Genomic DNA, 21,194 nt, shown 5'->3' on the forward strand with positions numbered 1-21,194 from the left:
CCCTCCCGGCCCCCGACTACACTCCATCGCGAAGTTGCGGCGGGCAACCGTTTCGCCCAAACTCGACGGTCTTCCCCTCCGCCAACAACTAAACTGGAAGAGCGCCCGGAGACGCAAGATGTCACGAGGTTTTCTCGGGTCGATGATCGCCGCTACCGTGGTCTTGTCGTGCGGCGAGGAGGTGACCGGTCCCTCGGCCGAGCTGTGCGCGACGCGGCACGGGGCCGAGGTGTGCGTCGACCGGGCTGAGTACCAGAGGACGCAGCCGGTCACGTTCACGACCCGGAACGTTTCATCGCGTCCAATCTTCAAGGACGCCTGCTCGACCAAGCTCGTGGGCGTGACGAGTCTCTCGCGGGAGTTCGAGGAGGAGTACAACCCGCGGCTGCGTTGCGGCAGCGACGTCACGGCGTCGGACGTGAGAGCGAACATGGTGAGGCTCGACCCCGGATCGTCGTTCGAGGAGACGCTGACGCTCACTACCTTCGCCTTCCAGGGTTACTACCGGGCCAATGTGTGGATCCTCGACGAACAGGGGGAACGGGTCGCCGAGACCCCCGCCCACAGCGGGATCTTCAGAGTCTTCCCCGCAACCGGGGGGTAGCCAGGTGCCGGGATCCCGCCGTCATCTGCTCCCGGCGATCCCCGTGCTCGGGGTCATGATGGCCGCGGTCCTTCTGCCGCCGACTTCGGCCGCTGCCCGATCCTCGCCCCCTGTCCGTTCGTATGAGGTTCGGCGCGCCGCTTCGCCGCCTTCGATCGACGGGGCGCTGGACGACGCGGCGTGGCGGAACGCGCCCTGGACCGAACCCTTCGTCGATATCCGGGGCGAAGGCTGGCCCGATCCCGCTCTGACCACGCGCGCCAAGGTCACATGGGACGACCGCCACCTGTACGTGGGGGCCGAACTCGAGGAGCCCCACCTGTGGGCCACGCTCGCCGACCGCGACGCGATCGTGTACCACGAGCACGATTTCGAGGTCTTCCTCGATCCGGACGGCGACGCGCTCGCCTACTACGAACTCGAGATCAACGCGCTCGGGACGGAGTTCGACCTCTTCCTCGACAGGCCCTACAGCCGCAAGGGGAGGGCGAACGTCGAATGGGACATGGAGGGCCTTCTCACCGCGGTCCGCCTCGACGGCACTCTGAACGATCCCTCCGATGAGGACGCCGGCTGGTCCGTCGAGATCGCGATCCCCTGGTCCGCGCTCCGTCCGCCCGGTGCACCACCGGAGGCCGCGACCCGCCCTCCCCGGGCCGGAGACACCTGGCGCGTCAACTTCTCCCGGGTGCAGTGGCCCCTCGAGATCGTGGACGGGGAGTACCGCGAGGAACGGGAACCCCGGGACTGGAACGACCATCCGGAAGCCAACTGGGTGTGGTCGCCGCAGGGGGAGATCGACATGCACATCCCGGAGATGTGGGGCGTCGTGCGGTTCGTCGATTCGGCGGACCCCGGCACGAGCGCGAGGCCCCGCGCGGGAGCGACGCTCGCCCGGGAAGGGACATCTCGATGAGACGGCGGGACTTCGTCCGGAGCGCCGGGAGCGCCGTCGTCCTCGGGGCGCTGCCCGCCTGCGCGACCCCGCCCCCCGCGGAGTCGCCCTTCACGCTCTGGTCGTGGGTGCACGGGAACCGCGACCGCGACGCGGCCGAGTGGCGCCGTCTCTTCGCCCGCCTGCGCGAGGCGGGTTTCCATGCGGTCCTCGTGGGAGGCGGCGACATCGAACTCGTCTCCGGGGCCGCCCGCGCCGAGGGGCTCGAGTACCACCGCTGGTTCTGGACGCTCAACCGCAACGGGGACGCCCGGGTGCAGGAGGACCACCCGGAATGGTTCACCGTGAGCCGAAATCTCGAGAGTTCGCTCGAACACCCTCCCTACGTAGGGTACTACAGGTGGGTCTGTCCCTCGCGCGCGCCAGTGCGCGAGTACCTGCGCGGACGGATCGCGGAACTGGCCGCCAACCCCGCGGTGGACGGCGTCCACCTCGACTACGTACGCCACTGCGACGTCATCCTGCCCCGGGGCCTGTGGGAGACGTACGACCTCGTGCAGGATGTCGAGCATCCGGAGTTCGACTTCTGCTACTGCGAGGTCTGCCGGGAGCAGTTCGCCGTCCTGGACGGACGGGATCCGGTGGAGATCGCCGATCCGACGGCCGATGAGGCCTGGCGGCGCTTCCGCTGGGACAGCGTGACCGGCGCCGTCCGGGAACTCGCCGCCGCGGCCCACGAACGCGGCAAGCCGATCACGGCCGCGGTCTTCCCGACCCCCACCATCGCGCGCCGTCTCGTGCGACAGGACTGGGACCGCTGGCCGCTCGACCGCTTCTTCCCGATGCTCTACCAGGGGTTCTACCTGGAGGACATCCCCTGGATCGGCGACGGCGCGCGCGAGGGCGTCGCCGCGCTTCGGGCGGGGGGCGGTACCACGCCGCTGAACGCCGGACTCTACCTGCCTTCCCTCGATCCTCCCGCGCTGGCGGAGGCGGTCGCCACGGCCCGGCAGGCGGGCGCGTCAGGGGTCTCCACGTTCGAGATGGACGGCCTCACCGACGAGCACCTCGCGGCCCTCCGCGACGCGGTGTCCTGACCCCGGCGGGGCCCGCCGGGCGGGCGCCGGGAGGCGACGGACCCTTGTCCCCCGGGGACAGGCCCACCAACATCGAAGGTCCGCGCTGAGCTAACGCGAACCGCAGGAGCCTGCCATGTCTCGCCGCATCCTCGGACTCGGAATCCTCGCCCTCCTCGTCACCGCCGTCCCCCTCGCCGCGCAACGCCGCGCGATGACGATCGTCGATCTCATCGACATCCCGGGCCTCAGCGATCCCCGCATTTCGCCGGACGGATCGGAGGTGCTGTACGTGCGGAGGGACACCGACTGGGGGGCCAACGGAACGGTCTCGCATATCTGGCGGGTCGCCATGGACGGCTCCGGCACCGTGCAGATGACGAACGGCGAGGACGGTGAATCGACCCCCCGCTGGTCGCCGGACGGCTCGCGCATCGCGTTCGTGGCGAACCGCCACGACACCGAGCGCAACCAGGTCTACGTGATGCCGACCCGCGGCGGCGAGGCCCGGGCGGTGAGCGAACATCCGGCGCCCGTGGGTTCGATCACGTGGTCCGCCGACGGGGCGTGGATCTACTTCGTGGCCATCGACGAGAAGTCCGAGGCGGAGAAGGCGCGCGAGGCCGTGAACGACAACGTCTTCCGCTATGAGGAAGACAAGCGCCCGACGGGGCTGTGGCGCGTCCCGAGCGGGGGTGGCCCCGCGGAGCGAGTGACGGAGCCCGGAATGATGGTGCGCGGCTATTCGATCTCGCGCGACGGGATGTTGCTCCTCGTACAACTGGCGCCCACCGCCCTCTACGACGATCTGCTAAACTCCGAGCTGTGGGTGATGAGCCCCGACGGCTCGGGCGGGCGGCAGATCACCGACAATCACGTCGGCGAGGTCAACGTGTCCCTCTCACCCGACAACGGACACGCGCTCTTCATCGCGAATACGAACGACGAACTGAGCGATTTCTACTTCAACCAGCGGCTGTTCGTCGTCCCGACGGATGGCGGGGATCCCGTCTCCGTGCTCCCCGGCGGCAGCTTCGACGTGAACGCGGCCATGTGGTCGCGGGACGGCCGCACGATCTTCTTCCGCGCCAACACGGGGGTTCGCCAGCAGCTCTATTCCGTTCCCGCCGATGCCTCGGATGCGAGCCGGGCCGAGCCGGTCACCGAAGGGGATCATGCCGTGGGCGCCTGGGACTATCACCCCGCCTCGGGCACCCACCTCTTCTCCATCAACAACCCCGCCAACGCCGGGGATCTGTGGGCGATGGCGGGCTCGGGGTCGCCGCGGCAGGTCACGCGCGTCCTGGACTATCTCGCTGCGGAGTTCCTCCTCCCCCGGGTCGAGGCCGTCCGGTATCCGGGAGAGGACGGGGTCCAGGTCGAGGGTCTGGTCTTCTATCCTATCGACTACCGGGAGGGCGTCCGCTACCCGCTCGTCGTGCAGACGCACGGCGGGCCGCCGTCCTCGGACAAGTTCGGGTTCTCGCGCTCGAGCAACTATGAGGCCGTGCTCGCGGCGCGCGGCTGGTTCGTCTTCAAGCCCAACTATCGCGGGTCGACCGGGTACGGCGACGATTTCCTGCGCAACATGATCGGCAACTACTTCGACCAGGCGCACAAGGACGTCATGGCGGGGGTGGACCACCTGGTCGACCGCGGACTCGTGGACGGGGACCGCATGGCGAAGATGGGCTGGAGCGCCGGCGGCCACATGACGAACAAGATCATCACCTACACGGACCGCTTCAAAGCCGCCTCATCCGGCGCCGGCGCCGTGAACTGGATGTCGATGTACGCGCAGTCCGACGTCCGCATCTACCGCACGCCGTGGTTCGGGGGCACGCCCTGGTCGGAGGACGCGCCGATCGAGCAGTACATGGCGGACTCGCCGCTGTTCGACCTCCACAGGGTCGTGACGCCGACCCTCGTCCTCGTCGGGGAGAACGACGAGCGCGTGCCCATGCCGCAGTCGGTCGAACTGTACCAGGGGCTCAAGCACAACGGCGTGCCCACCCACCTCTATGTCGCCCCCGAGCAGGGGCACGGCTGGGTGGAACTGCAGCAGCGGCTGTTCAAGGCGAACGTGGAACTGGACTGGTACTACCAGTGGGTACTGGACGAGGAGTACGAGTGGGAGACCTCCCCCGTCCACCCGGACAAGAAGGAGGCCGTCACCACCGCCGGCGGCTGAGTCCGGCGGTGGCGCCCGACCTTGGCGGCTACATTTGCATATGTACAGATAGTTGTATAGGTTTCCGTACATGAGAGTCAACATTGCCGAGGTGCGGGCGGACCTGTCCCGCTACCTGGCACGGGTCGAGCGTGGGGAGACGGTCACGCTGTGCCGCCGAAACGTGCCTATCGCGGAAATCCGCCCGCTGCGCGCCGCGCCCGCGAAGGAACGACCGATCGGGATCGACCGTGGCATGACGGTGCCGGCCAGTTTCTTCGAGCCCCTGCCCGATGAACTTCTGCGCGCGTTCGGAGGCGCTGAAGGCGGGCCGTGAAGCTGCTCGTAGACACATGTACGTTCCTGTGGCTGGCCGCGGCCGACCCGCAGTTGACGGCTACAGCGCGGTCCGCCTGCGCGAACCCGGACAACACGGTCTACCTGAGCGCGCTCTCGGCCTGGGAAATCGTGATCAAGCATCGGATCGGCCGGTTGCCGCTCCCCGAAACGCCCGTCCGCTATGTATCGAGTCGGCGCGAGTGGCTGGGGCTGGAGCCGCTTGCTTTCGACGAGGCCTCGGCGGCCCACGATGTGCTCCTGCCCGCCCTGCACACCGATCCGTTCGACCGGGGGCTCGTCTCGCAGGCCATCCTGCACGGACTGACGATCGTAACTCCGGACGAGGCGATCTCCGCGTATCCCGCGCCCGTCCTTTGGTGACGGTCTCCCCGGGGATCCGTCTCAGAAAGCCAGCATGCGGGTGAGCTTGAGAGTCAGGCTTCGGCCTGGGGGTGTGCCGTCGCCGGTCGTGATCCGCTGCTCGTTCCACACGATGAACAGGTCGCTCAGCGGCGCGTGGATCAGGTTGAAGCGCACGTTGGAGTTAAAGACGTTGTTCGCCGCGTCGTACTGGACCAGCGCGTCGACGAACATGTCGGGGTTGAACGAATAGTTCGTCCGCACCGTCCACAGCGTCCGTACGAAGCTGGCGTCGGGGAGGTCCAGCGTCGCGTCCGTCCGCGTCATCGCCACCGAGGCCCGGAAAGTGTGGGACGGCTTGAAGTTCATCGTCAGCGACAGCGTCTTCTGCGTCCCGCTCCACAGTGCGCCCAGCGTGCCGCGCCAGCGGAACGAGAACATGCGGCTCGCGTCCGTCCCCCCCGTCAGCGACCACGGAGCCCAGCTGTAGGATCCCGGCGGGATGGGGTCGATGCGGCGGTCGAGCGTGAACGGCCGGTCGATGCGCTCGAAGCGCGGGTCCACCTGGATCTGGACGTTGCCCCCGCTGTTCATGAAGAATGTGACGCCGGTGTGCAGCCACTTGGCGAGCATCCGGCCGTCGAGATCATCGTAATAGTGCCACTCGAGGTGGGGGTGGGTCTCCCGCACGCCCAGCCGCCGCATGAACTGGAAACGGGGCCGGACGCCCCAGTCGACGAAGTATTTCCGGAATCCCGTGCGCCGGAGGAAGCCGAGATCGTTCTGGAAGTCCGGGGACATCTCCATGTACGCGAGCTTGAAGTGCAGGAAGTTGCCGTCGTGGCCGAGCGACGCTCGGACGGTGTGGCCGCCTCGCTCGTCGGCGGACGCTGGCGCGGTCCCCTCCTCTCCCCCCGGGCCCTTCGCGTCCGAGGCGAGATAGTAGACGCTGAGATCGACCTCGCGCGGGAAGCGGATGTTGGTGTCGCCTCCGTAGATCCGGTTGAAGTTCTCCCCGCCCCCATCGGTCGCGCGCCGGAACATCAGGATTCCGCCGATCTCGGACGACCGGAACAGATTTCTGCGGGCGCGGAAGAGCCCGAAGTCGCTGCCGGGCACCCCCTCCACATCGCCGGTGCGCATCGCCATCGCGCCGAGTTGAAAGCCGGCCGCGTTGCCCGTGAGACGCGCGCCGCCGTGGATCGGCTGCGTCCTCCCATCCTCCGTGAGGCCGATGCGCCGGCTGAAGAAGGGGAGGAGATCCTCGTCCACGCGCGGCAGGAGGTTGCCGCGGGTGTTCCGCGCCTGGTCGCCCACGAAGAAGAGTCCCGAATTCTCGAGGAAGAACCGTCGTTTCTCCGGGAAGAAGAGGCTGAACTGGGTGAGGTTCACGCGCTGCACGTCCGCCTCGACCTGGGCGAAGTCAGGGTTAACCGTGAGGTCCAGGGCGAGCCCCCGCGTGAGGCCCCACTTCACATCGAAGCCTCCCTGCAGCTCGCTGTCGAACGAGGGACCGCCGGTGCCGCGGACGGTGTTGGCGAGCGCGTAGGGCGTGAAGCGGAGGTCGCGCCCGGCGCTGCGGGTCTCGGGTAGCCCGCTGAGCGTGCCGGCGAGCGAGAGCCGGGTGAGGCCGTAGGAGCGAGGCACCGGCGCCCAGAAGGCGATCTCGTTGTTGCGCCGGATGCGGCGGCTGAAGTTGATCCCCCACACGTCACCGGCGGCCGCGGAGCGGATCGACCGGAAGGGGATCTCCATCTCCACGGTCCAGCCGTCGTCCGCGCGGGCCGTCTCGACCCTCCAGATGGCGTCCCAGCTCGCGTTGATCTCGCGGCCCTCGTTGGCGATCTGGCGGTCGGCCCGGGCGCCGGCGGGATTCGTCACGAACACGTAGCCGTTCCGCCGGTCGTGGAACGTGTCGAGGATGACGGCGAACGCATCCTGCACGCGGTCGTCGAAGTCCTTGCGGATGTCGTTGACGACGAGCCGGTCGGGCTGCTGGTCGTACAACCGGGCGGCCACGTACAGGTTGCCGTCGCCGTGCGCCACCCAGAGGTGCGTGCGCTCGGTCGCCGGGAGCCCCTCGTCCGGCTCGGCCTGAATGAAGCCCGTGGTCGGCTCCGCCTGCCATGCGGGCTCGTCCAGCACCCCGTCCAGGCGGATCGGCGCCGTGAGGGCGTGCGCAACCAGGGTGGGGCGGGGGAGGGATGCCACGCCGGCCGCGGCCTCCCCGCGGGGAGGCGGGTCCTGGGCGGCGGCGGGGAGTGCCAGGAGCGACGCTGCGAACACGACGGGGACGACGGGGCTGTGAGGCCAAGTCATCGGATCTCCGGGGACCGCCCGGCCCGGTGCCGGGACAGCCCCATCCTACGGTGTGAGTTCGCGTGCCGCACCGCGCCGACCAGGAGCCCGCCGTGGTCCTGCGCTGGCCGCGTCTCGGCGATCCCCATACCGTCTGCGCGGCGGTGGGGCAGACTCTGGACGACGGGGAGAACGACATGAAGAGCGCGTGGCAGGACCGGCAGGCCGCCGAGTTCATCGAGCGGTATGGGGCCGAGGGCGTCGGGGAGGACCTCGCGCTGCGCGTGTACACGACGCGGCTCCTGGGCTCCGAACCGCGGCTGGTCCTGCACGGGGGCGGCAATACGTCCGTCAAGGGGCGGGCCTGCGACGTCACCGGCGCTGAACTCGATGTGCTGTACGTGAAGGGGAGCGGGTGGGACATGGGGGCGATCGAACCGCCCGGGCTCCCCGCCGTCCAGCTCGACCCGCTGCTGGACCTGGCCGGGATCGACGCCCTGTCCGATGAGGACATGGTCAACCTGCAGCGCCGCAACCTGCTCGACTCGAAGGCACCGAACCCGTCGGTCGAGACGCTCCTGCACGCGTGGGTGCCGCGCACGTTCATCGACCACACGCACGCCAACGCGGCGCTGGTGCTGACGGACCAGCCGCACGGCGAGGGGATCTGCCGCGAGGTCTACGGCGACCGGGCCGCGATCGTCCCGTACATCATGCCGGGCTTCGATCTCGCGAAGGCCGCGAAGGCGGCGGCGGACGCCCACCCCGAGGCGGAGGGCCTCGTGCTCCTCAAGCACGGGCTGTTCACCTTCGGGGATACGGCGCGGGAGGCGTACGAACTCATGATCGAGTTCGTGAGCCTCGCCGAAGCACGCATCGAGCGCGGGCGCCGCAAGGTCTTCGCCGCCGAACCGCCGGGGTCCGTCGCCTCCGCGAGCGAGATCGCGCCGGCCATCCGCGGGATGCTGGCGAACCGCCGGGGCGACGAGGGTGACGGGTTCGAGCGCTTCATCCTCGAGCACCGGGCCAGCCCGGCCATTCTGGCCTATGTCGGCGGCGCCGACCTGTCCCGCTACAGCCAGGTCGGCACGGTCACGCCGGACCACGCGATCCGCACGAAGCCGCTGCCCGTGGTGCTGCCCGCGCCGCCCGCCGGCGATCTCGCCGCCTGGACCGGGCAGGCCCGGTCCGCGGTCGACGAATACCGGGACGCCTACACGGCCTGTTTCGAGCGCCACAACCCGCGCTACGGCGGGACGAAGCGCATGCTCGACCCGAGTCCGCGCGTGGTCCTGGTGCCCGGGGTGGGTCTGTTCGCGAGCGGCCGGGACGCCCGGGCCGCATCGGTGGCCGCCGACCTGGCCGAGACCACGGTCGACGTCATCACGGACGCGGAGCGCATGGACCGCTTCGAGAGCATCACCGAGGCCGAACTGTTCGACATGGAGTACTGGTCGCTCGAACAGGCGAAACTGGCCGGCGCGAAGGAGAAGGCGCTGGCCCGTCACGTCGTCGTCGTCACGGGCGGCGCGGGCGCGATCGGCCGGGCCACGGCCGCCGCGTTCCGGGCCGCCGGCGCCGAGGTCGCGCTCTTCGACCTCCCCGGCCCCACGCTCGACGCCGCCGCGGAGGCCGGAGCGGGGCTCGCCGTCCCATGCGACGTGACGGACGACGCGTCCGTCGTCCGCGCGTTCGCCCCCGTCACCGCCCGCTTCGGCGGCGTCGACATCCTCGTCTCGAACGCCGGGGCCGCCTGGCGCGGCCCGATGGCGGACGTGTCGGACGACGTACTGCGGGAGAGTTTCGAGCTGAACTTCTTCGCCCACCAGCGCGTGACCCGCGCCGCCGTCCGCATCATGCGCGCCCAGGGCACGGGCGGCTGCCTGCTGTTCAACGTGTCGAAGCAGGCCGTGAACCCGGGCCCCGATTTCGGCCCCTACGGGCTCCCGAAGGCGGCGACCCTCGGCCTCGTGCGCCAGTACGCGATCGAACACGGCTGGGAGGGGATCCGGTCGAACGGCGTGAACGCGGACCGCATCCGCAGCGGCGTCCTCACCGACGAGATGATCGCGGCCCGCTCCGAGGCGCGCGGCGTGAGCCGGGACGCCTACATGCGCGGCAACCTGCTCGGACGCGAGGTCCGGGCCGAGGATGTCGCCCAGGCGTTCGTGGCCCTTGCTCTAGCCCGGGCGACGACGGGCGCCATCCTCACGGTCGACGGCGGCAACGTGGCCGCCGCCCTCCGGTGAGTCCGACCAGACCCGGAAGCTGCTGACCTCAGTTCCAGGGCATCTCAAGCATCCGGTCCCACGGCACGACCTCCACGCCCAGGCGCCGCTGGCGGAGATCGCCGCCGTAGACGAGACGCCGTTCGACGGTCAGTTCTGACTTCTCCAGCGCCTCCCCGAGCGTGCGCATGCCCGAGAAGAAGCGCGGCGCAACCGTGCTGCCCGATTTGGCCTCGACCAGGATGAGCCGCGATCCCCGGTCGACGACGAGGTCGACCTCGGTGCCCGCAGCCCGGTAGTGGCGGAGGCGAGGATCCTCGCCGCGGTGCGCCGCCGCCTTGAACACCTCGGACGCCACCCAGCTTTCGAAGATCTGCCCTCGCAGGGGATGATGGCGCAGTTCCTCGGGCGACCGGATCCCCAGCAGATGGCAGGCAAGCCCTGTATCCAGGAAGTGCAACTTGGGCGCCTTGACCTGGCGTTTGCGCACATTCCGGCGGTAAGCGGATACTCGAAAGGCGAGGAAACTCGCCTCGAGCACCGACAGCCAGGCCCGAACCGTGTTGTGGCGTACGCCGACGTCGCCGGCCAGTGCCGACAGGTTGACTTCCGTGGCCGTGCGTCCAGCGGCCAGCCGCACGAAACCGGAGAACGCCTCCAGATCGGTGACATTCCGCAGCGACCGGACATCGCGCTCCACATAGGTCGCGAGATAGTCGCGCAACCAGACGTCCGCCGGGATCCCCCGGTCGTGTATGCGTGGATAGGCCCCCGTCCACAGCGCCCGCAGCAGACTGGGGGGTGGCCCCCCGAATCGCGCCAGTTCGTCAAGCCCCGGAGGCAGCAGATGCAGGATGCCCACCCTGCCGGCGAGCGACTGGCTCACCGCCTCGGCCAGCCCGAAATGCTGCGACCCGTCAGCACGAAACGGCCCGGTGTGGGGTCCTCGTCCACAACACCCTGCAGGTACGAAGTCAGGTCCGGCGCCCGCTGCACCTCGTCGATCACCGCGCCGTGACGGTATTCCCCCAGGAAGCCGTGAGGATCCTCCCGAGCGTAGGTGCGCATGTCGATGCTCTCGAGCGAGACGTAGGGGCGATCGGCCAGCACGGTGCGGCACAGGGTGGTCTTGCCCGACTGCCTCGGGCCGGTGACCGTGACGACCGGATAGTGACGCAATCGTCGGCGGAGCGGATCCGCCAGGTTGCGATCGATGACGGGCAAGGTTCCCGTCCTCCAATCCCAGGGAAGTGCAGGCACAATGACGTCGCCCATCCTGGCTGGTCGTGTGCCGATTGTCAATCGAAATGACAATCTGCACATCCACGAGATCGAGGAATCATGAGATTACGGGGACGAAGACCCTTCTCTTGACGGGTGTGCTCGCTCTCGCGGCCTGTGCCTCGGACACGGGAACCGAGGGGCCCGGCTGGCCGGGCGAGGCGTGGCCTGTTTCCACGGCCGAGGCCGAGGGCGTCGATCCGGCGGCGATCGACTCGCTGCTCGCCGACATCGATGCTGGCCCGCGTGTTCGCGGGGAACGGGTACGGAGGACAGTTCCTCCACGTCGTCCCCGAGTACGACCTCATCTCCGTATTCAACGGCTGGACGCTGCACGAAACGCCCGGAACTGTCCAGTTGGACCGCCCCTCAGGAACGCATCCGCCCCGCCATCGAATCAGCGAACGACGGTATCCCCTGAGCCGAGGATTCCACCAGATCGCGCGATCCATCCTAAATGGCGTGGTCCGTTTTGCCGTCCCCACAAGAAGAAGGTAGCTTCGGCCACGATTCGTGGACCCGCCCCTCTCGTCCCCCGTAGGAGTCATATTGTGAGACGCCCCGGCCGTCTGCTGAGAGTGCTCTTCGTGGCCGCCTGTGTTTCGCCTGTCCCGATCCTCTCTGGACAGACCACGGTCGGCCTGCATGGCGGCCTGACCCGCGCGACGTTCTCCGATCTCGATGCGACGGTGGAACAGGACGCTCAGTCCGGGATCCGCTTCGGCGTGTCCGCGACCGTCCCGGTCTCGGGCAGCCTGGGCCTCCGATTCGCGGGGAGCTACGTCCAGGCCGGCGGCGGCTTCGCCCTCCCGATCTTCGATTTCGGTCCGAGCGTCCGGGCCGGACTCAACCTCGACTACTTCCGTCTCTCGGCTCTCGCGAGGGCGGCCTTGCCCATGGAGAGCAGCAGCGTGGCCGTCTATTTCCTGGCCGGACCGTTCGCAGGATTCAGGACGGCCTGCTCCACGTGGATCGCCGAGGAGGGGGTCAGCATCAGCGCTGACTGCAACGAAGCTGATGTCGAGTTGTCAGGCACCACCGACTTCGGGATCTCGGGTGGTGCCGGCGTCGAAGTCGGTGTTTCGGACGGCATGGGCGTGGCGCTCGAGGCCCTGTACGACCTAGGGCTGAAGGATCTGGAGGGCGCGAAGACCCGTGTCTTCTCGATTATGGCGGGGCTCGTTTTTTCTCTCTGAGCTCGACTCAGATCGGCTACAGGCTCGCGGCGTGATGCTCGATCCGGGAGGCTAACTCTCCCATCTCGTTGAGGACGGTGGCCTCATCGATCGTCTCCAGCGCCCGGTCGCGCATGACCCAGCGCCCGTCGATCATGACCGAGCGGACGTCGTCGCGGCCCACCGCGTAGACGAGATGCGCGTACGCGTCGTACATCGGCGTGAGGTGTGGCCGCGCGAGGTCGACGAGGATGAGGTCCGCCCGGTAGCCCTCCGCCAGCCGACCCACCCGGTCTCCCAGCCCCAACGCATCCGCCGCCACCGTCGTCGCCATGCGGATGACTTCGCGGGCCGGCGTGAGCACCGGATCCATGTGGGCTCCGCGCTGCAGCAGCCCGGCGAAGCGCATCGCCGTCCACATGTCGAGGTCGTTCGAGCTCACCGGGCCGTCGGTCCCGAGGGCCACGGGGATGCCCTCCTCCAGCAGCCGGGCAATGGGCGCGATCCCGGACCCGAGCTTGAGGTTGGACAGGGGGTTGTGAAGGACCGCCGCTCCCGTGCTCCGGAGGCGGGCGATGTCGTCGTCCGTCAGGTGGACGCAGTGCGCCAGGACCGTCGGTCCGTCGAGGATCCCGAGTTCGTCGAGGTGTGCGACCGGTGTGCGCCCGAACCGCTCGACCGTCTGCTGAACCTCGGTCGCCGTCTCCGAGCAGTGGGTGTGGAAGAGCGCTCCGGCGCTGCCCGCCAGGTCTCGCGCCGCCCGCAGGCCCTCCGGCGACACGGTGAGCTGGTTGTGCGGCTGCACGCACGGCGTGATCAGGGGCTCGTCCGCGTAGTTCTCCAGCCAGCGTTCTCCGATGGCGACCCGGTCTGGGGACGAGACCCCGTCGGGTCCCTCGAAGTCGAAGAAGATCGGGCCGGTCACGAGCCGGAAGCCCGCTTCGATCGCGGCGTCGGCGGCCGATTCCGGAAACCAGAACATGTCGAGCGCGCATGTGGTCCCGCCCCGGATCATCTCGGCCAGAGACAACCGCGCCCCAAGCTCGACGCTCTCCCGGCTGACGAACTCACGCTCGGAAATCCAGAGGCGCTCGAGCCAGGCTTCCAGCGGCAACTCCTCGACCAGGCTACGGAAGAGCGAGTCGCCCAGATGCGTATGCGCGTTCACGAGCCCGGGCATGAGGAGTTGTCCGGTGGCGTCGACGGTTTCGGCGGCGTCGCAGCCCTCGAGTTCGGCGCGCCTCCCCACGGCGACGATCTCGCCGTCCCGCACCGCCACGCCGCCCGGGTCGAGGAGCCGTTCCCCCGCATCCATGGTGACGACCACCGGGCCGAGGATGAGCGTGTCTACAGGTTGCATGTCACGGCTCCGGCGAGACTGATGGTACACCGCGGTCGGCGCGGAGGCCCGTCGCTGTGGCGGCGAGAAGATGCCCTCCCAGCCGCAGGTCGGCGCAATCTCTCTCCCTCGCGCGGTGATTTCAAACCGCTGGCTGTGACTGGGCCGGAGTGGGTTGCTTGGCCGCCCTCCGGCCCGCCCGCTAGATTCCCGGTGCGGGGCCCGGCGTGTGGTCTATCCCATGTGACGCGGTTCCGCTCCGGCCCCGTAGCTCAGGTGGATAGAGCGCGGGATTCCTAATCCCGAGGCCGCTGGTTCGAGTCCAGCCGGGGTCACTCTCTCTCAGTTCCCAATCAAGTTAACCCGCATGTACCAGATTCGTCCCGCAACACCGTAGGGTGACTCCGAGGGGTACTCCATCGTCCAGAGTTGAGCCACGGCGTCGTCCGGGAGCCGGTTTGGCAGACGGTCGAACAGGTTGTTGGCCCCGACGCCCACCTGGATGCGGTCGCCCACCTGGAACCTGACCTCCAGGTCGGCGATGGCCGCCGCGTCGATCGTGACGTTCTCCTCGAAGATGAACGGGGTGGTGACGGAACCGATATGGTTCAAGCTGAACCTCGCACCAAGACCCTGTGCGAAACGTACGTCGGCGCTGGCGCCGATCCGCCGTCCGGGTTGGGCGTCCTCGATCAAGGTCTGCTGGGTGTCTCCGATGAAGTTCTCGTTGCGGTTAGCGGTGATCCTGGTGCTGTTCTGGTGCAGGCTGGCCGACAGGTCCGCAGCCCCCCAGTCCATGCCGCGGAAGCGCCAGCTCGCTGCCACGTCGAATCCCTGTGTGCGCGTGTCGATCGCGTTGGTCCAGAACGCCACGGCGTCCACCGGCCGACCCTGAAACTGCGCGCCGGGCCGAAGCCCGTGGCTTGGATTGAGGCTCTGGGTAAGGGCAATCGCGTCTTTGACAGCGACACGGTAGTAGTCCGCCGTCACCAGCAGGCCGGCATCGTTGGAATAGACGAGTCCGCCCGTAAAGCTGAGCGATGTCTCGTGGCTCAGCGAACAGGCCCCGAAGTCGGAGCACGCTATCGGATCGCCCTCGGGCAGGAATCCGGTGCTCACCAGACCTTCGCTGCCGCCCACGAAACCGATCGTGTTGAAGCCCCGCTGCGGAAGTCGCGGTGCCCGGAAGCCGGTGGAGACTGCGGCGCGGAGCGCGGCGCCCGATTCGCCCAACTCCACGCGTCCAGCCAGCTTGCCGGTCAGCGAGTTTCCGGCGTCGGTATAGTTCTCGAAACGAAGGGCGCCACCCAGGGTGCGCCCGCTCGGCGAGCGCAACTCCATGTCCGCATACGCTCCGAAGCTGCTACGGTCCTGTTCACTCAGTGAAGCCGAGGTCGGGCTGTAGCCAGGGTAGCCCTGAATCCCGCAGCTTGCGTAGGCCGTCCCGTCGTTCTGGTGATGGGCCGCCGGAAAGCTGCCGGGCGTATCGCTCGGTCCACACGCCCACGAGGCCCGGTCGCCAGCTTCCATCCAGTACGAGTCCCTCCTGAAGGCGCCGCCAACAGCCAGAAACGCCGGGGTCGAACCCACCTCAACCTCCCGCGTCAGGTCGGCGTTCAGCGTCCACTGGCGCACGTTGAGCCCGCCGCTGAACGTGTTCCTGGGTCCGGCGTTGGCAGCGATGGAGGCTCCGTCGGCCCCGGGGTTCCTTGCCAGGAACTCGGCCGCGTAGGACGGGTTGATCGAATTCGCAGCGTTGAAGGCGAACCGGCCGTGTCCGAATCCGAGACTGAGATCTCCCGACCACTCGCCCATGTCGCCGCGCAGTCCCGCCACGGCGGACTTGTCCATGAGGTCCGACTCCTCGATGGGGAAGAAGCCATCCGGATAGACGTAGCTGACCGACCGAGGCACCCAGTCCGCCTTGCGGTACAGGCCGTCCGAGACTGCTTCGCGCCCGGAGTATCCCCCGAAGGCATAGAACTCGGCCGATTCGCCGACGGGGACAGCGGCATTGGCCATGAAAGCCGCGCCCTTGTAGTCGGGCTCGCCGTTTCGTTGCAGCTGGATGACCTTCCCACCATCCGCACAGGGGCCGTAGGACGGGTCGGGACCGAAGCAGGTGGGTGCGGCACCCGCCCGGTTCGTGACCTCCTGCCGCGCGACCTCCATTGTGATGTTGAAGAAGCCGTCTCCGAGCGGAACCCCGGCGTTGGCCGAAGTGAACAGCCTCATTCCGTCACCACGCGATGTTCGACCGAGCAAGGTGGCCGCGCTGACCCCGCTGGCGTCGTCCTTGAGCACGATGTTGATCACGCCGGCGATGGCATCCGAGCCGTACTGCGAAGCCGCACCCTCGCGCAGAACTTCGATCCGTTTGATGGCGTGGACCGGAATGGCACGCAGGTCCGTACCGGTCGTCCCCTGCCCGGCCGCTGCGAGCAGCTTCGCAAATGCGACTCCGTGCCGTCGCTTGCCGTTGACCAGAACGAGCACCTGGTCGCCGTTCATGCCGCGCAACGTAGCTACGTGGAGGGCCGCGCCATCACCGGCGGACAACCGCGTGGAATTGAAGGACGGAGCGATGCTTCCCAGCACCTCTGCAAGGTCGATCTGCCCAAGGCGCGCGATTTCCTCGGCGCCGTAGATGTCCACGGGGACGGGAAGCGTTGCTGGATCCGCGACACCTGCCCGTGAACCCACTACGACCTCGAGCTCCTCGACCACGACGACCGTGTCCGGCGGTTCCTGGGCCGACGTCGAGCCGGTCGAAGCAAGGGTTGCGAGGACCGCCGGGACGAGGAATGAAGAAGCCTTCATGATCACTCCGTTCTGCCAACAGTAGCGAGTGGTTTCCATGTCAAGAGAGGTACTGCGACGTTCTCTACGCACGACGAAACGGGCAAACTCATGGCGATCGCCCCTCGGCAGGTTGTCGCATTCTGGGTATGATTATGATAAGCGGTGCCGGTGTGCGCACGACCCCCATTCGGGAGGCATCATGTCTCGCAGCAGACTCCGTCCATCCTTCATCCTCATGGCCGTCGCGGTTCTCGTCCTCGGCTACCTGATGGTCCAGGTCGCCACCGATCCCGTCGATCCCGTCGACGTCTCGGGGTCCGGCACGCATGAGGACCTCGTTCATCTGTTCGAGGCATGGCGCGAATTCGAGCGGCCCGGGTTCGCGGACGGCGTGCCCGACTACTCGGCGGCGGCCATGGCACGCCAGCAGGCGGAGCTGCCGGAGTGGCAGACGCGGCTGCGGATGCTTGCCGTGGAGGACTGGTCCGTAGAGGGACAGATCGACTGGCACCTCGTACGCGCGGAGATGAACGGGCTCGACTTCGATCACCGCGTGCGGTGCCCCTGGGCGCGCGACCCCGCCTTCTACGCGATGATCTTCGCGGCGGAGAGCGACGTGCCGGCGCACGAGGGCCCGGTGATCCACGGCTGGATCGACCTCTGGACGTACGATTATCCGCTCTCCGAGACCGACGCCGCGGAACTCGCCGCGAGGATCGCCGCCATCCCGGCGCTGCTCGAGCAGGCGCGCGAGAACCTCGCTGGCTCGAACGCGCGCGACCTCTGGCTGGGCGGGGTGCGGGCCTTCCGGGGGCAGGTGAGGGACCTCGACGACTTCGCGGCCCGGGTGGCGGGGACGAGCGCCAATCTCGACCCGGCCATCGCCGCCGCGCGCGCCGCCTCGGAGGTGTTCATCGCCTGGCTGGAGGAGGAGGCACCCTCGCGCACGGGCTCCTCCGGGATCGGCCCGGAGAACTACACCTGGTACATGCAGAACGTGCACCTCGTCCCTTACTCGTGGGAGGAGCAGGTGACGATCATGCGGCGGGAACTCGCGCGCGCCCACGCCTCGATGCGGCTGGAAGAGAACCGCAACCGTGACCTGCCGGAACTCGAGCGCATCGCCTCTCCGGAGGAATACGACCGCCGGCTGAACGAATCCGTGGACCGCTACATGCGCTTCCTCGAGGAGGAGGAGGTGCAGACGACGGCGGAGTGGATGGACCCGGCCCTCCGCGCCGTGAACGGCAGCTTCGCCCCGGCGGAGCCCGGCGAGATCCGGAACTTTTTCTCGGAGGTCAACTACCGCGACCCGGACTCGTTCCGCCCGCACATGCACCACTGGATCGAACTCGCGCGCATGCGCGAGGATCCGCACGCGAGCCCGATGCGGGCCACGCCGTCCCTCTACAACATCTTCGACTCGCGCTCGGAGGGCTTCGCCACCGGCGTCGAGGAGATGTTCATGCACCTGGGGCTGCTGGAGGGCTCGGACCGCTCCCGCGAACTCACCTGGATCATGCTCGCGCAGCGGGCCGCGCGCGCCCTGAGCGGCCTCCACCTGCACGGGAACGTGTTCGACATGGAGGAGGCCGTCGCCCACGCCATGCGGTGGACGCCCCGCGGCTGGCTCCCCGACGGCGACCTCGTGCGCGGCGAGCAGAGCCTCTACCTGCGGCAGCCGGGCTACGGCACGAGCTACGTGACGGGGAAGGTGCAGATCGAGGAACTGCTGGCGGAGTACGCGATCGAGGAGGGCGAGGACTTCAGCGTGAAGCGCTTCTTCGACGCGTTCCAGGAGGCGGGCGTCATCCCCATCGTCCTCACCCGCTGGGAGATGACCGGCCAGAAGGACGCGATTCTGGAGGCGAACTGACTCATCCGGGCCGGGCCAGTCTCCGCATGGCGCGGCCGCGTCAGCGCTGCCTGAGTGCCACGGCATGAGCGCGACCTGGGTTCAGACCTCGCGGCGGCTCCTTCCGCGCCTGGCTCGGTTGTCGCGCGAGATCCGGCCCACCTTCCATCTCGATTCGGTGAACGAGATCAACCCCGGGACGCTGCGCGATCTGGGGGTCGAAGCCGTCCTCTGGGACGTGGACGGAACGCTGATGGCGCACCACTCCGACCGGGTCGATCCGGCGCTGGGGTCGGCGTTCGAGGCCCTGCTCGGCGCGCCGGGGCTGCGGCACGCGATCGTCTCCAACTGCCAGGAGGATCGCTTCGCCGAACTGGGGCGCATCTTCCCCGGCATGCCGGTCGTGCTCGGGTATGAGACGGAGGCGGGGGCGGCGTTCCGGGTCCGTCGCGGCGACGAGGAGGAATGGTGCGGGCCGGGAGCCTCGGACGGGTCGGATCCCGCCAACGCGCCCGGGAGCGGTGGGGCGCCGCGGCCGATTCGGAAGCCGAGTCGCCGTCTCGTGGGGGCCGCGCTTGACGTCCTCGATTTCGCGGATCGCCCGGAGGCCGCGCTCATGGTCGGAGACCAGTACTTCACGGACATCGCGTCGGCCAGCCTGGCGGGGATCCGCTCCGTGAAGGTCGCCACCCTGCACCGGGCGAGCTTCCCGTCTCCGGTGCGGGTGTCGCAGCGGCTCGAGGGGCTGCTGTACCGGCTGAAGTACGGCCTTCCCGGGCGCGGGCTCGCTTGACCCATCCGTCCCTCGCCGCGCTCGAGCGCGAGGTCACGGCGTGCCGCAAGTGTCCACGGCTCGTCGAATGGCGGGAGCGGGTGGCGCGCGAACGCCGGGCCGCATTCCGCGACGAGACGTACTGGGGACGTCCCGTGCCGGGGTTCGGCGACCCGGCCGCGCGGCTCCTCATCGTCGGGCTCGCCCCGGCCGCGCACGGGGCCAACCGAACGGGGCGCATGTTCACCGGCGACCGGTCGGGCGACTGGCTCTACCGGGCCCTGCACCGAGCCGGGTTCGCCTCGCAGCCGGGCTCGACCGGACGCGACGACGGGCTGGTGCTCCGGGCCGCCTGGGTGACCGCCGCCGTGCGCTGCGCGCCGCCCGCCAACAAGCCCACCGCCGGGGAGCGCGACCGCTGCCGCGGCTACCTTGAGCGCGAACTCGACTTCTTCGCCGACGCCCCCGTGATCGTCGCCCTGGGCGGGTTCGCCTTTGCGGCGCTACTGAGGATCTTCCGCGAGCGTGGCGAAGCGGTTCCGCGGCCGGCGCCCCGCTTCGGACACGGGGTGGAGGTCGAGATCGGCTCTCGCGTGCTGATCGGCTCCTACCACCCGAGCCAGCAGAACACCTTCACGGGCACACTCACCGAGCCTATGTTCGACGCCATCTGGGTCCGCGCCGCCGAACTCGTATGGACCGGCTAGGCCTGCCGCTGACCGGAGGGGCCCAGCAGGCGCACGCAACGCTCAGGTGGAGTTCCACACTCCTCTAGCCGGCCAGCCAGTTCGCGACGGGCTGCGCTCGGTCCGGTCTGCGGTGAGCCGACAGCACGTCCGTATCGAGAAGGAACAATCAGAACTCCACGGGCCGCGGGATCACCTTGAGCCGTTCCAGTTCCTCACCCTGGATGGGCATCGAGAGCAACAGCTCTGCGAAGCTGGGGGCTTTCGCCTTTTCCAACCGACGAAGTCGTTCGTACTCCCCGACCGCGATCACGACCACGGCCGGCTTGCCGCGGCGGGTAACGCGCTGAGGCTCGCCCGCCACAGCGGTGTCGACCACTGCGCTGAACCGGTTCTTTGCATCGTAGAGTGGCCACTCGGTCATCAGATTCTCCATGTCCGGAGCCGAACGGGTCTTCAGGCGACTTCGATATCGGTGAGCGCGAAGTCCTTGCCCTTGAAGAGCAGTGGCTCGCCGGCCGTTCTCGCCAGCGCATACGCGAAGCAATCCCCGAGGTTGAGCCCCGCAGGGTGGTTTCCCTTGCCGAAGCACCGCCACGCATCCCGAGCGACCGCCGCCTGCTCCGGGGTGACGGGAACGACCTCGATCTGCGTCAGTGCGATGAAACGGTCGAGTTCATGTCCTGCGCGGATCCCGCCCTTGCTCTCGACGACGATCGCGGCCTCCAGGAGCGTCGCAGCCGAGATCCGACGTGAGCGAGCTTCCACGATAGCCCGTCGAAAACGGAGTCCGTCGGGTTCATCCAACAGAACGGCCATGATAGCGGATGTGTCGATGATCACTTGGGCAGTCCGTGCTCGTCATAGAGCAGGTCACCGTGATCCGTGGAAGCGACTCCCGGTCCGATCAGCTTCGCGCAGCGCTCGGCGATGGCGCGGATGTCGCGCATGAGCGCATCCGCGTCGCGCAGTAGCTTCTCGCGTTCCAGACGTTCCTTCAAGGCGATGGTGATCGCTCCCGTCTTCGTGTCACCGGTCAGCCGCGCCAGTTCGTCGGCCAGCCGGCAGGTCTCCTCGTTCTTGATGTTGAGGCTCATCATCCACCTCTCAAGACGGATGGTAGAAACCGTTCCATGAGTTTTACCCTACCTCGTGCCGAAATCCGCCGCAAATCGATCTCTCCGCCCCATTGCGGACTCCGATGGGCCGCGTACCCTTGCCCGGGACAGCGGACTCCGGTGCATGTTGCGGGGTCGCGGATCCTGCCCGCCCGCCGGACGCTCCGTGCGGCGGTGCCCGCAAGTTGAGGAGACA

The 21,194-nt window shown here is 68.4% G+C and carries 19 protein-coding genes and 1 tRNA gene; 12 read left to right on the top strand and 8 right to left on the bottom strand.

Features of this window, described 5'->3' with window-relative positions:
- Window positions 1-118: 118 nt before the first annotated feature.
- The 6 genes from ACPXY0_RS18690 (at window position 119) to ACPXY0_RS18715 (ending at window position 5,465) form a co-directional block, all read left to right on the top strand.
- Entirely contained in the window at window positions 119-604 is a 486-nt protein-coding gene (locus ACPXY0_RS18690) for a hypothetical protein (protein WP_423927199.1), read from the top strand.
- A 4-nt stretch (window positions 605-608) separates the two neighbouring features.
- A complete protein-coding gene (locus ACPXY0_RS18695; RefSeq protein ID WP_423927201.1) occupies window positions 609-1,520 on the top strand; it encodes a carbohydrate-binding family 9-like protein in 912 nt (303 codons plus the stop codon).
- Window positions 1,517-2,596 (top strand): family 10 glycosylhydrolase, encoded by a 1,080-nt coding sequence (locus tag ACPXY0_RS18700; protein WP_423927203.1) that lies wholly within the window; start codon window positions 1,517-1,519, stop codon window positions 2,594-2,596. The genes ACPXY0_RS18695 and ACPXY0_RS18700 overlap by 4 nt, the downstream gene beginning before the upstream one ends.
- 115 nt (window positions 2,597-2,711) lie before the next feature.
- Window positions 2,712-4,766, top strand: a complete 2,055-nt coding sequence (locus ACPXY0_RS18705) for a S9 family peptidase (RefSeq protein WP_423927205.1) — start codon at window positions 2,712-2,714, stop codon at window positions 4,764-4,766.
- A gap of 70 nt (window positions 4,767-4,836) precedes the next feature.
- On the top strand, window positions 4,837-5,082 hold the full coding sequence (locus ACPXY0_RS18710) for a type II toxin-antitoxin system Phd/YefM family antitoxin (protein WP_423927207.1): 246 nt from the start codon (window positions 4,837-4,839) through the stop codon (window positions 5,080-5,082).
- A complete protein-coding gene (locus ACPXY0_RS18715) occupies window positions 5,079-5,465 on the top strand; it encodes a type II toxin-antitoxin system VapC family toxin (protein WP_423927209.1) in 387 nt (128 codons plus the stop codon). Before ACPXY0_RS18710 ends, ACPXY0_RS18715 begins: the two co-directional genes overlap by 4 nt.
- Before the next feature lie 21 nt (window positions 5,466-5,486).
- On the opposite strand, the gene ACPXY0_RS18720 is transcribed toward ACPXY0_RS18715, so the two are convergent.
- Window positions 5,487-7,763, bottom strand: a complete 2,277-nt coding sequence (locus ACPXY0_RS18720; RefSeq protein WP_423927211.1) for a DUF5916 domain-containing protein — start codon at window positions 7,761-7,763, stop codon at window positions 5,487-5,489.
- A 176-nt stretch (window positions 7,764-7,939) separates the two neighbouring features.
- Between ACPXY0_RS18720 and ACPXY0_RS18725 the strand changes: the two genes are divergently transcribed.
- Window positions 7,940-9,991, top strand: coding sequence for a bifunctional aldolase/short-chain dehydrogenase (locus ACPXY0_RS18725; RefSeq protein WP_423930742.1), 2,052 nt, complete (start codon window positions 7,940-7,942; stop codon window positions 9,989-9,991).
- Window positions 9,992-10,019: 28 nt separating this feature from the next.
- Here ACPXY0_RS18725 and ACPXY0_RS18730 read toward each other — a convergent pair whose 3' ends face one another.
- Window positions 10,020-10,856, bottom strand: coding sequence for an ATP-binding protein (locus tag ACPXY0_RS18730; RefSeq protein ID WP_423927213.1), 837 nt, complete (start codon window positions 10,854-10,856; stop codon window positions 10,020-10,022).
- Entirely contained in the window at window positions 10,853-11,194 is a 342-nt protein-coding gene (locus ACPXY0_RS18735) for an AAA family ATPase (protein ID WP_423927215.1), read from the bottom strand. Before ACPXY0_RS18735 ends, ACPXY0_RS18730 begins: the two co-directional genes overlap by 4 nt.
- A gap of 608 nt (window positions 11,195-11,802) precedes the next feature.
- Here ACPXY0_RS18735 and ACPXY0_RS18740 point away from each other — a divergent pair.
- Window positions 11,803-12,447 carry an outer membrane beta-barrel protein gene (locus ACPXY0_RS18740; protein ID WP_423927217.1) on the top strand — a complete coding sequence of 215 codons (645 nt, stop codon included), beginning with the start codon at window positions 11,803-11,805 and terminating at the stop codon, window positions 12,445-12,447.
- Window positions 12,448-12,463: 16 nt separating this feature from the next.
- On the opposite strand, the gene ACPXY0_RS18745 is transcribed toward ACPXY0_RS18740, so the two are convergent.
- On the bottom strand, window positions 12,464-13,786 hold the full coding sequence (locus ACPXY0_RS18745; protein WP_423927219.1) for an amidohydrolase: 1,323 nt from the start codon (window positions 13,784-13,786) through the stop codon (window positions 12,464-12,466).
- Window positions 13,787-14,026: 240 nt separating this feature from the next.
- Between ACPXY0_RS18745 and ACPXY0_RS18750 the strand changes: the two genes are divergently transcribed.
- Window positions 14,027-14,100: transfer RNA gene (locus ACPXY0_RS18750), tRNA-Arg, on the top strand.
- Between the two features lie 7 nt (window positions 14,101-14,107).
- Here the strand turns inward: ACPXY0_RS18750 and ACPXY0_RS18755 are convergent.
- Window positions 14,108-16,585, bottom strand: coding sequence for a TonB-dependent receptor plug domain-containing protein (locus tag ACPXY0_RS18755; RefSeq protein ID WP_423927221.1), 2,478 nt, complete (start codon window positions 16,583-16,585; stop codon window positions 14,108-14,110).
- A gap of 181 nt (window positions 16,586-16,766) precedes the next feature.
- On the opposite strand from ACPXY0_RS18755, the gene ACPXY0_RS18760 reads away from it, so the two are divergent.
- The 3 genes from ACPXY0_RS18760 (at window position 16,767) to ACPXY0_RS18770 (ending at window position 19,901) form a co-directional block, all read left to right on the top strand.
- A complete protein-coding gene (locus ACPXY0_RS18760) occupies window positions 16,767-18,443 on the top strand; it encodes a DUF885 family protein (protein ID WP_423927223.1) in 1,677 nt (558 codons plus the stop codon).
- Between the two features lie 64 nt (window positions 18,444-18,507).
- A complete protein-coding gene (locus ACPXY0_RS18765) occupies window positions 18,508-19,215 on the top strand; it encodes an HAD hydrolase-like protein (protein WP_423927225.1) in 708 nt (235 codons plus the stop codon).
- Entirely contained in the window at window positions 19,212-19,901 is a 690-nt protein-coding gene (locus tag ACPXY0_RS18770; RefSeq protein ID WP_423927227.1) for a uracil-DNA glycosylase, read from the top strand. The genes ACPXY0_RS18765 and ACPXY0_RS18770 overlap by 4 nt, the downstream gene beginning before the upstream one ends.
- Before the next feature lie 148 nt (window positions 19,902-20,049).
- Here ACPXY0_RS18770 and ACPXY0_RS18775 read toward each other — a convergent pair whose 3' ends face one another.
- From ACPXY0_RS18775 to ACPXY0_RS18785, 3 genes are read right to left on the bottom strand one after another with little or no spacing between them, the layout of a single operon-like run.
- Window positions 20,050-20,304: a type II toxin-antitoxin system Phd/YefM family antitoxin gene (locus ACPXY0_RS18775; protein WP_423927229.1), complete on the bottom strand. Its 255-nt coding sequence runs from the start codon at window positions 20,302-20,304 to the stop codon at window positions 20,050-20,052.
- A 32-nt stretch (window positions 20,305-20,336) separates the two neighbouring features.
- Entirely contained in the window at window positions 20,337-20,699 is a 363-nt protein-coding gene (locus ACPXY0_RS18780; RefSeq protein ID WP_419934552.1) for a type II toxin-antitoxin system VapC family toxin, read from the bottom strand.
- A gap of 20 nt (window positions 20,700-20,719) precedes the next feature.
- Complete coding sequence (locus tag ACPXY0_RS18785; protein WP_419934553.1) at window positions 20,720-20,977, bottom strand: type II toxin-antitoxin system VapB family antitoxin; 258 nt, start codon at window positions 20,975-20,977, stop codon at window positions 20,720-20,722.
- Between the last annotated feature and the right edge of the window lie 217 nt (window positions 20,978-21,194).

It is taken from the genome of Candidatus Palauibacter sp. (assembly GCF_965237495.1).
Lineage (GTDB): Bacteria > Gemmatimonadota > Gemmatimonadetes > Palauibacterales > Palauibacteraceae > Palauibacter.

Coding starts and splice junctions, on each gene's coding strand:
- ACPXY0_RS18765 (WP_423927225.1), top strand. CDS start 18,508: ATGAGCGCGACCTGGGTTCAGACCTCGCGGCGGCTCCTTCCGCGCCTG.
- ACPXY0_RS18780 (WP_419934552.1), bottom strand. CDS start 20,699: ATGGCCGTTCTGTTGGATGAACCCGACGGACTCCGTTTTCGACGGGCT.
- ACPXY0_RS18775 (WP_423927229.1), bottom strand. CDS start 20,304: ATGACCGAGTGGCCACTCTACGATGCAAAGAACCGGTTCAGCGCAGTG.
- ACPXY0_RS18755 (WP_423927221.1), bottom strand. CDS start 16,585: ATGAAGGCTTCTTCATTCCTCGTCCCGGCGGTCCTCGCAACCCTTGCT.
- ACPXY0_RS18785 (WP_419934553.1), bottom strand. CDS start 20,977: ATGAGCCTCAACATCAAGAACGAGGAGACCTGCCGGCTGGCCGACGAA.
- ACPXY0_RS18745 (WP_423927219.1), bottom strand. CDS start 13,786: ATGCAACCTGTAGACACGCTCATCCTCGGCCCGGTGGTCGTCACCATG.
- ACPXY0_RS18690 (WP_423927199.1), top strand. CDS start 119: ATGTCACGAGGTTTTCTCGGGTCGATGATCGCCGCTACCGTGGTCTTG.
- ACPXY0_RS18705 (WP_423927205.1), top strand. CDS start 2,712: ATGTCTCGCCGCATCCTCGGACTCGGAATCCTCGCCCTCCTCGTCACC.
- ACPXY0_RS18720 (WP_423927211.1), bottom strand. CDS start 7,763: ATGACTTGGCCTCACAGCCCCGTCGTCCCCGTCGTGTTCGCAGCGTCG.
- ACPXY0_RS18725 (WP_423930742.1), top strand. CDS start 7,940: ATGAAGAGCGCGTGGCAGGACCGGCAGGCCGCCGAGTTCATCGAGCGG.
- ACPXY0_RS18700 (WP_423927203.1), top strand. CDS start 1,517: ATGAGACGGCGGGACTTCGTCCGGAGCGCCGGGAGCGCCGTCGTCCTC.
- ACPXY0_RS18710 (WP_423927207.1), top strand. CDS start 4,837: ATGAGAGTCAACATTGCCGAGGTGCGGGCGGACCTGTCCCGCTACCTG.
- ACPXY0_RS18760 (WP_423927223.1), top strand. CDS start 16,767: ATGTCTCGCAGCAGACTCCGTCCATCCTTCATCCTCATGGCCGTCGCG.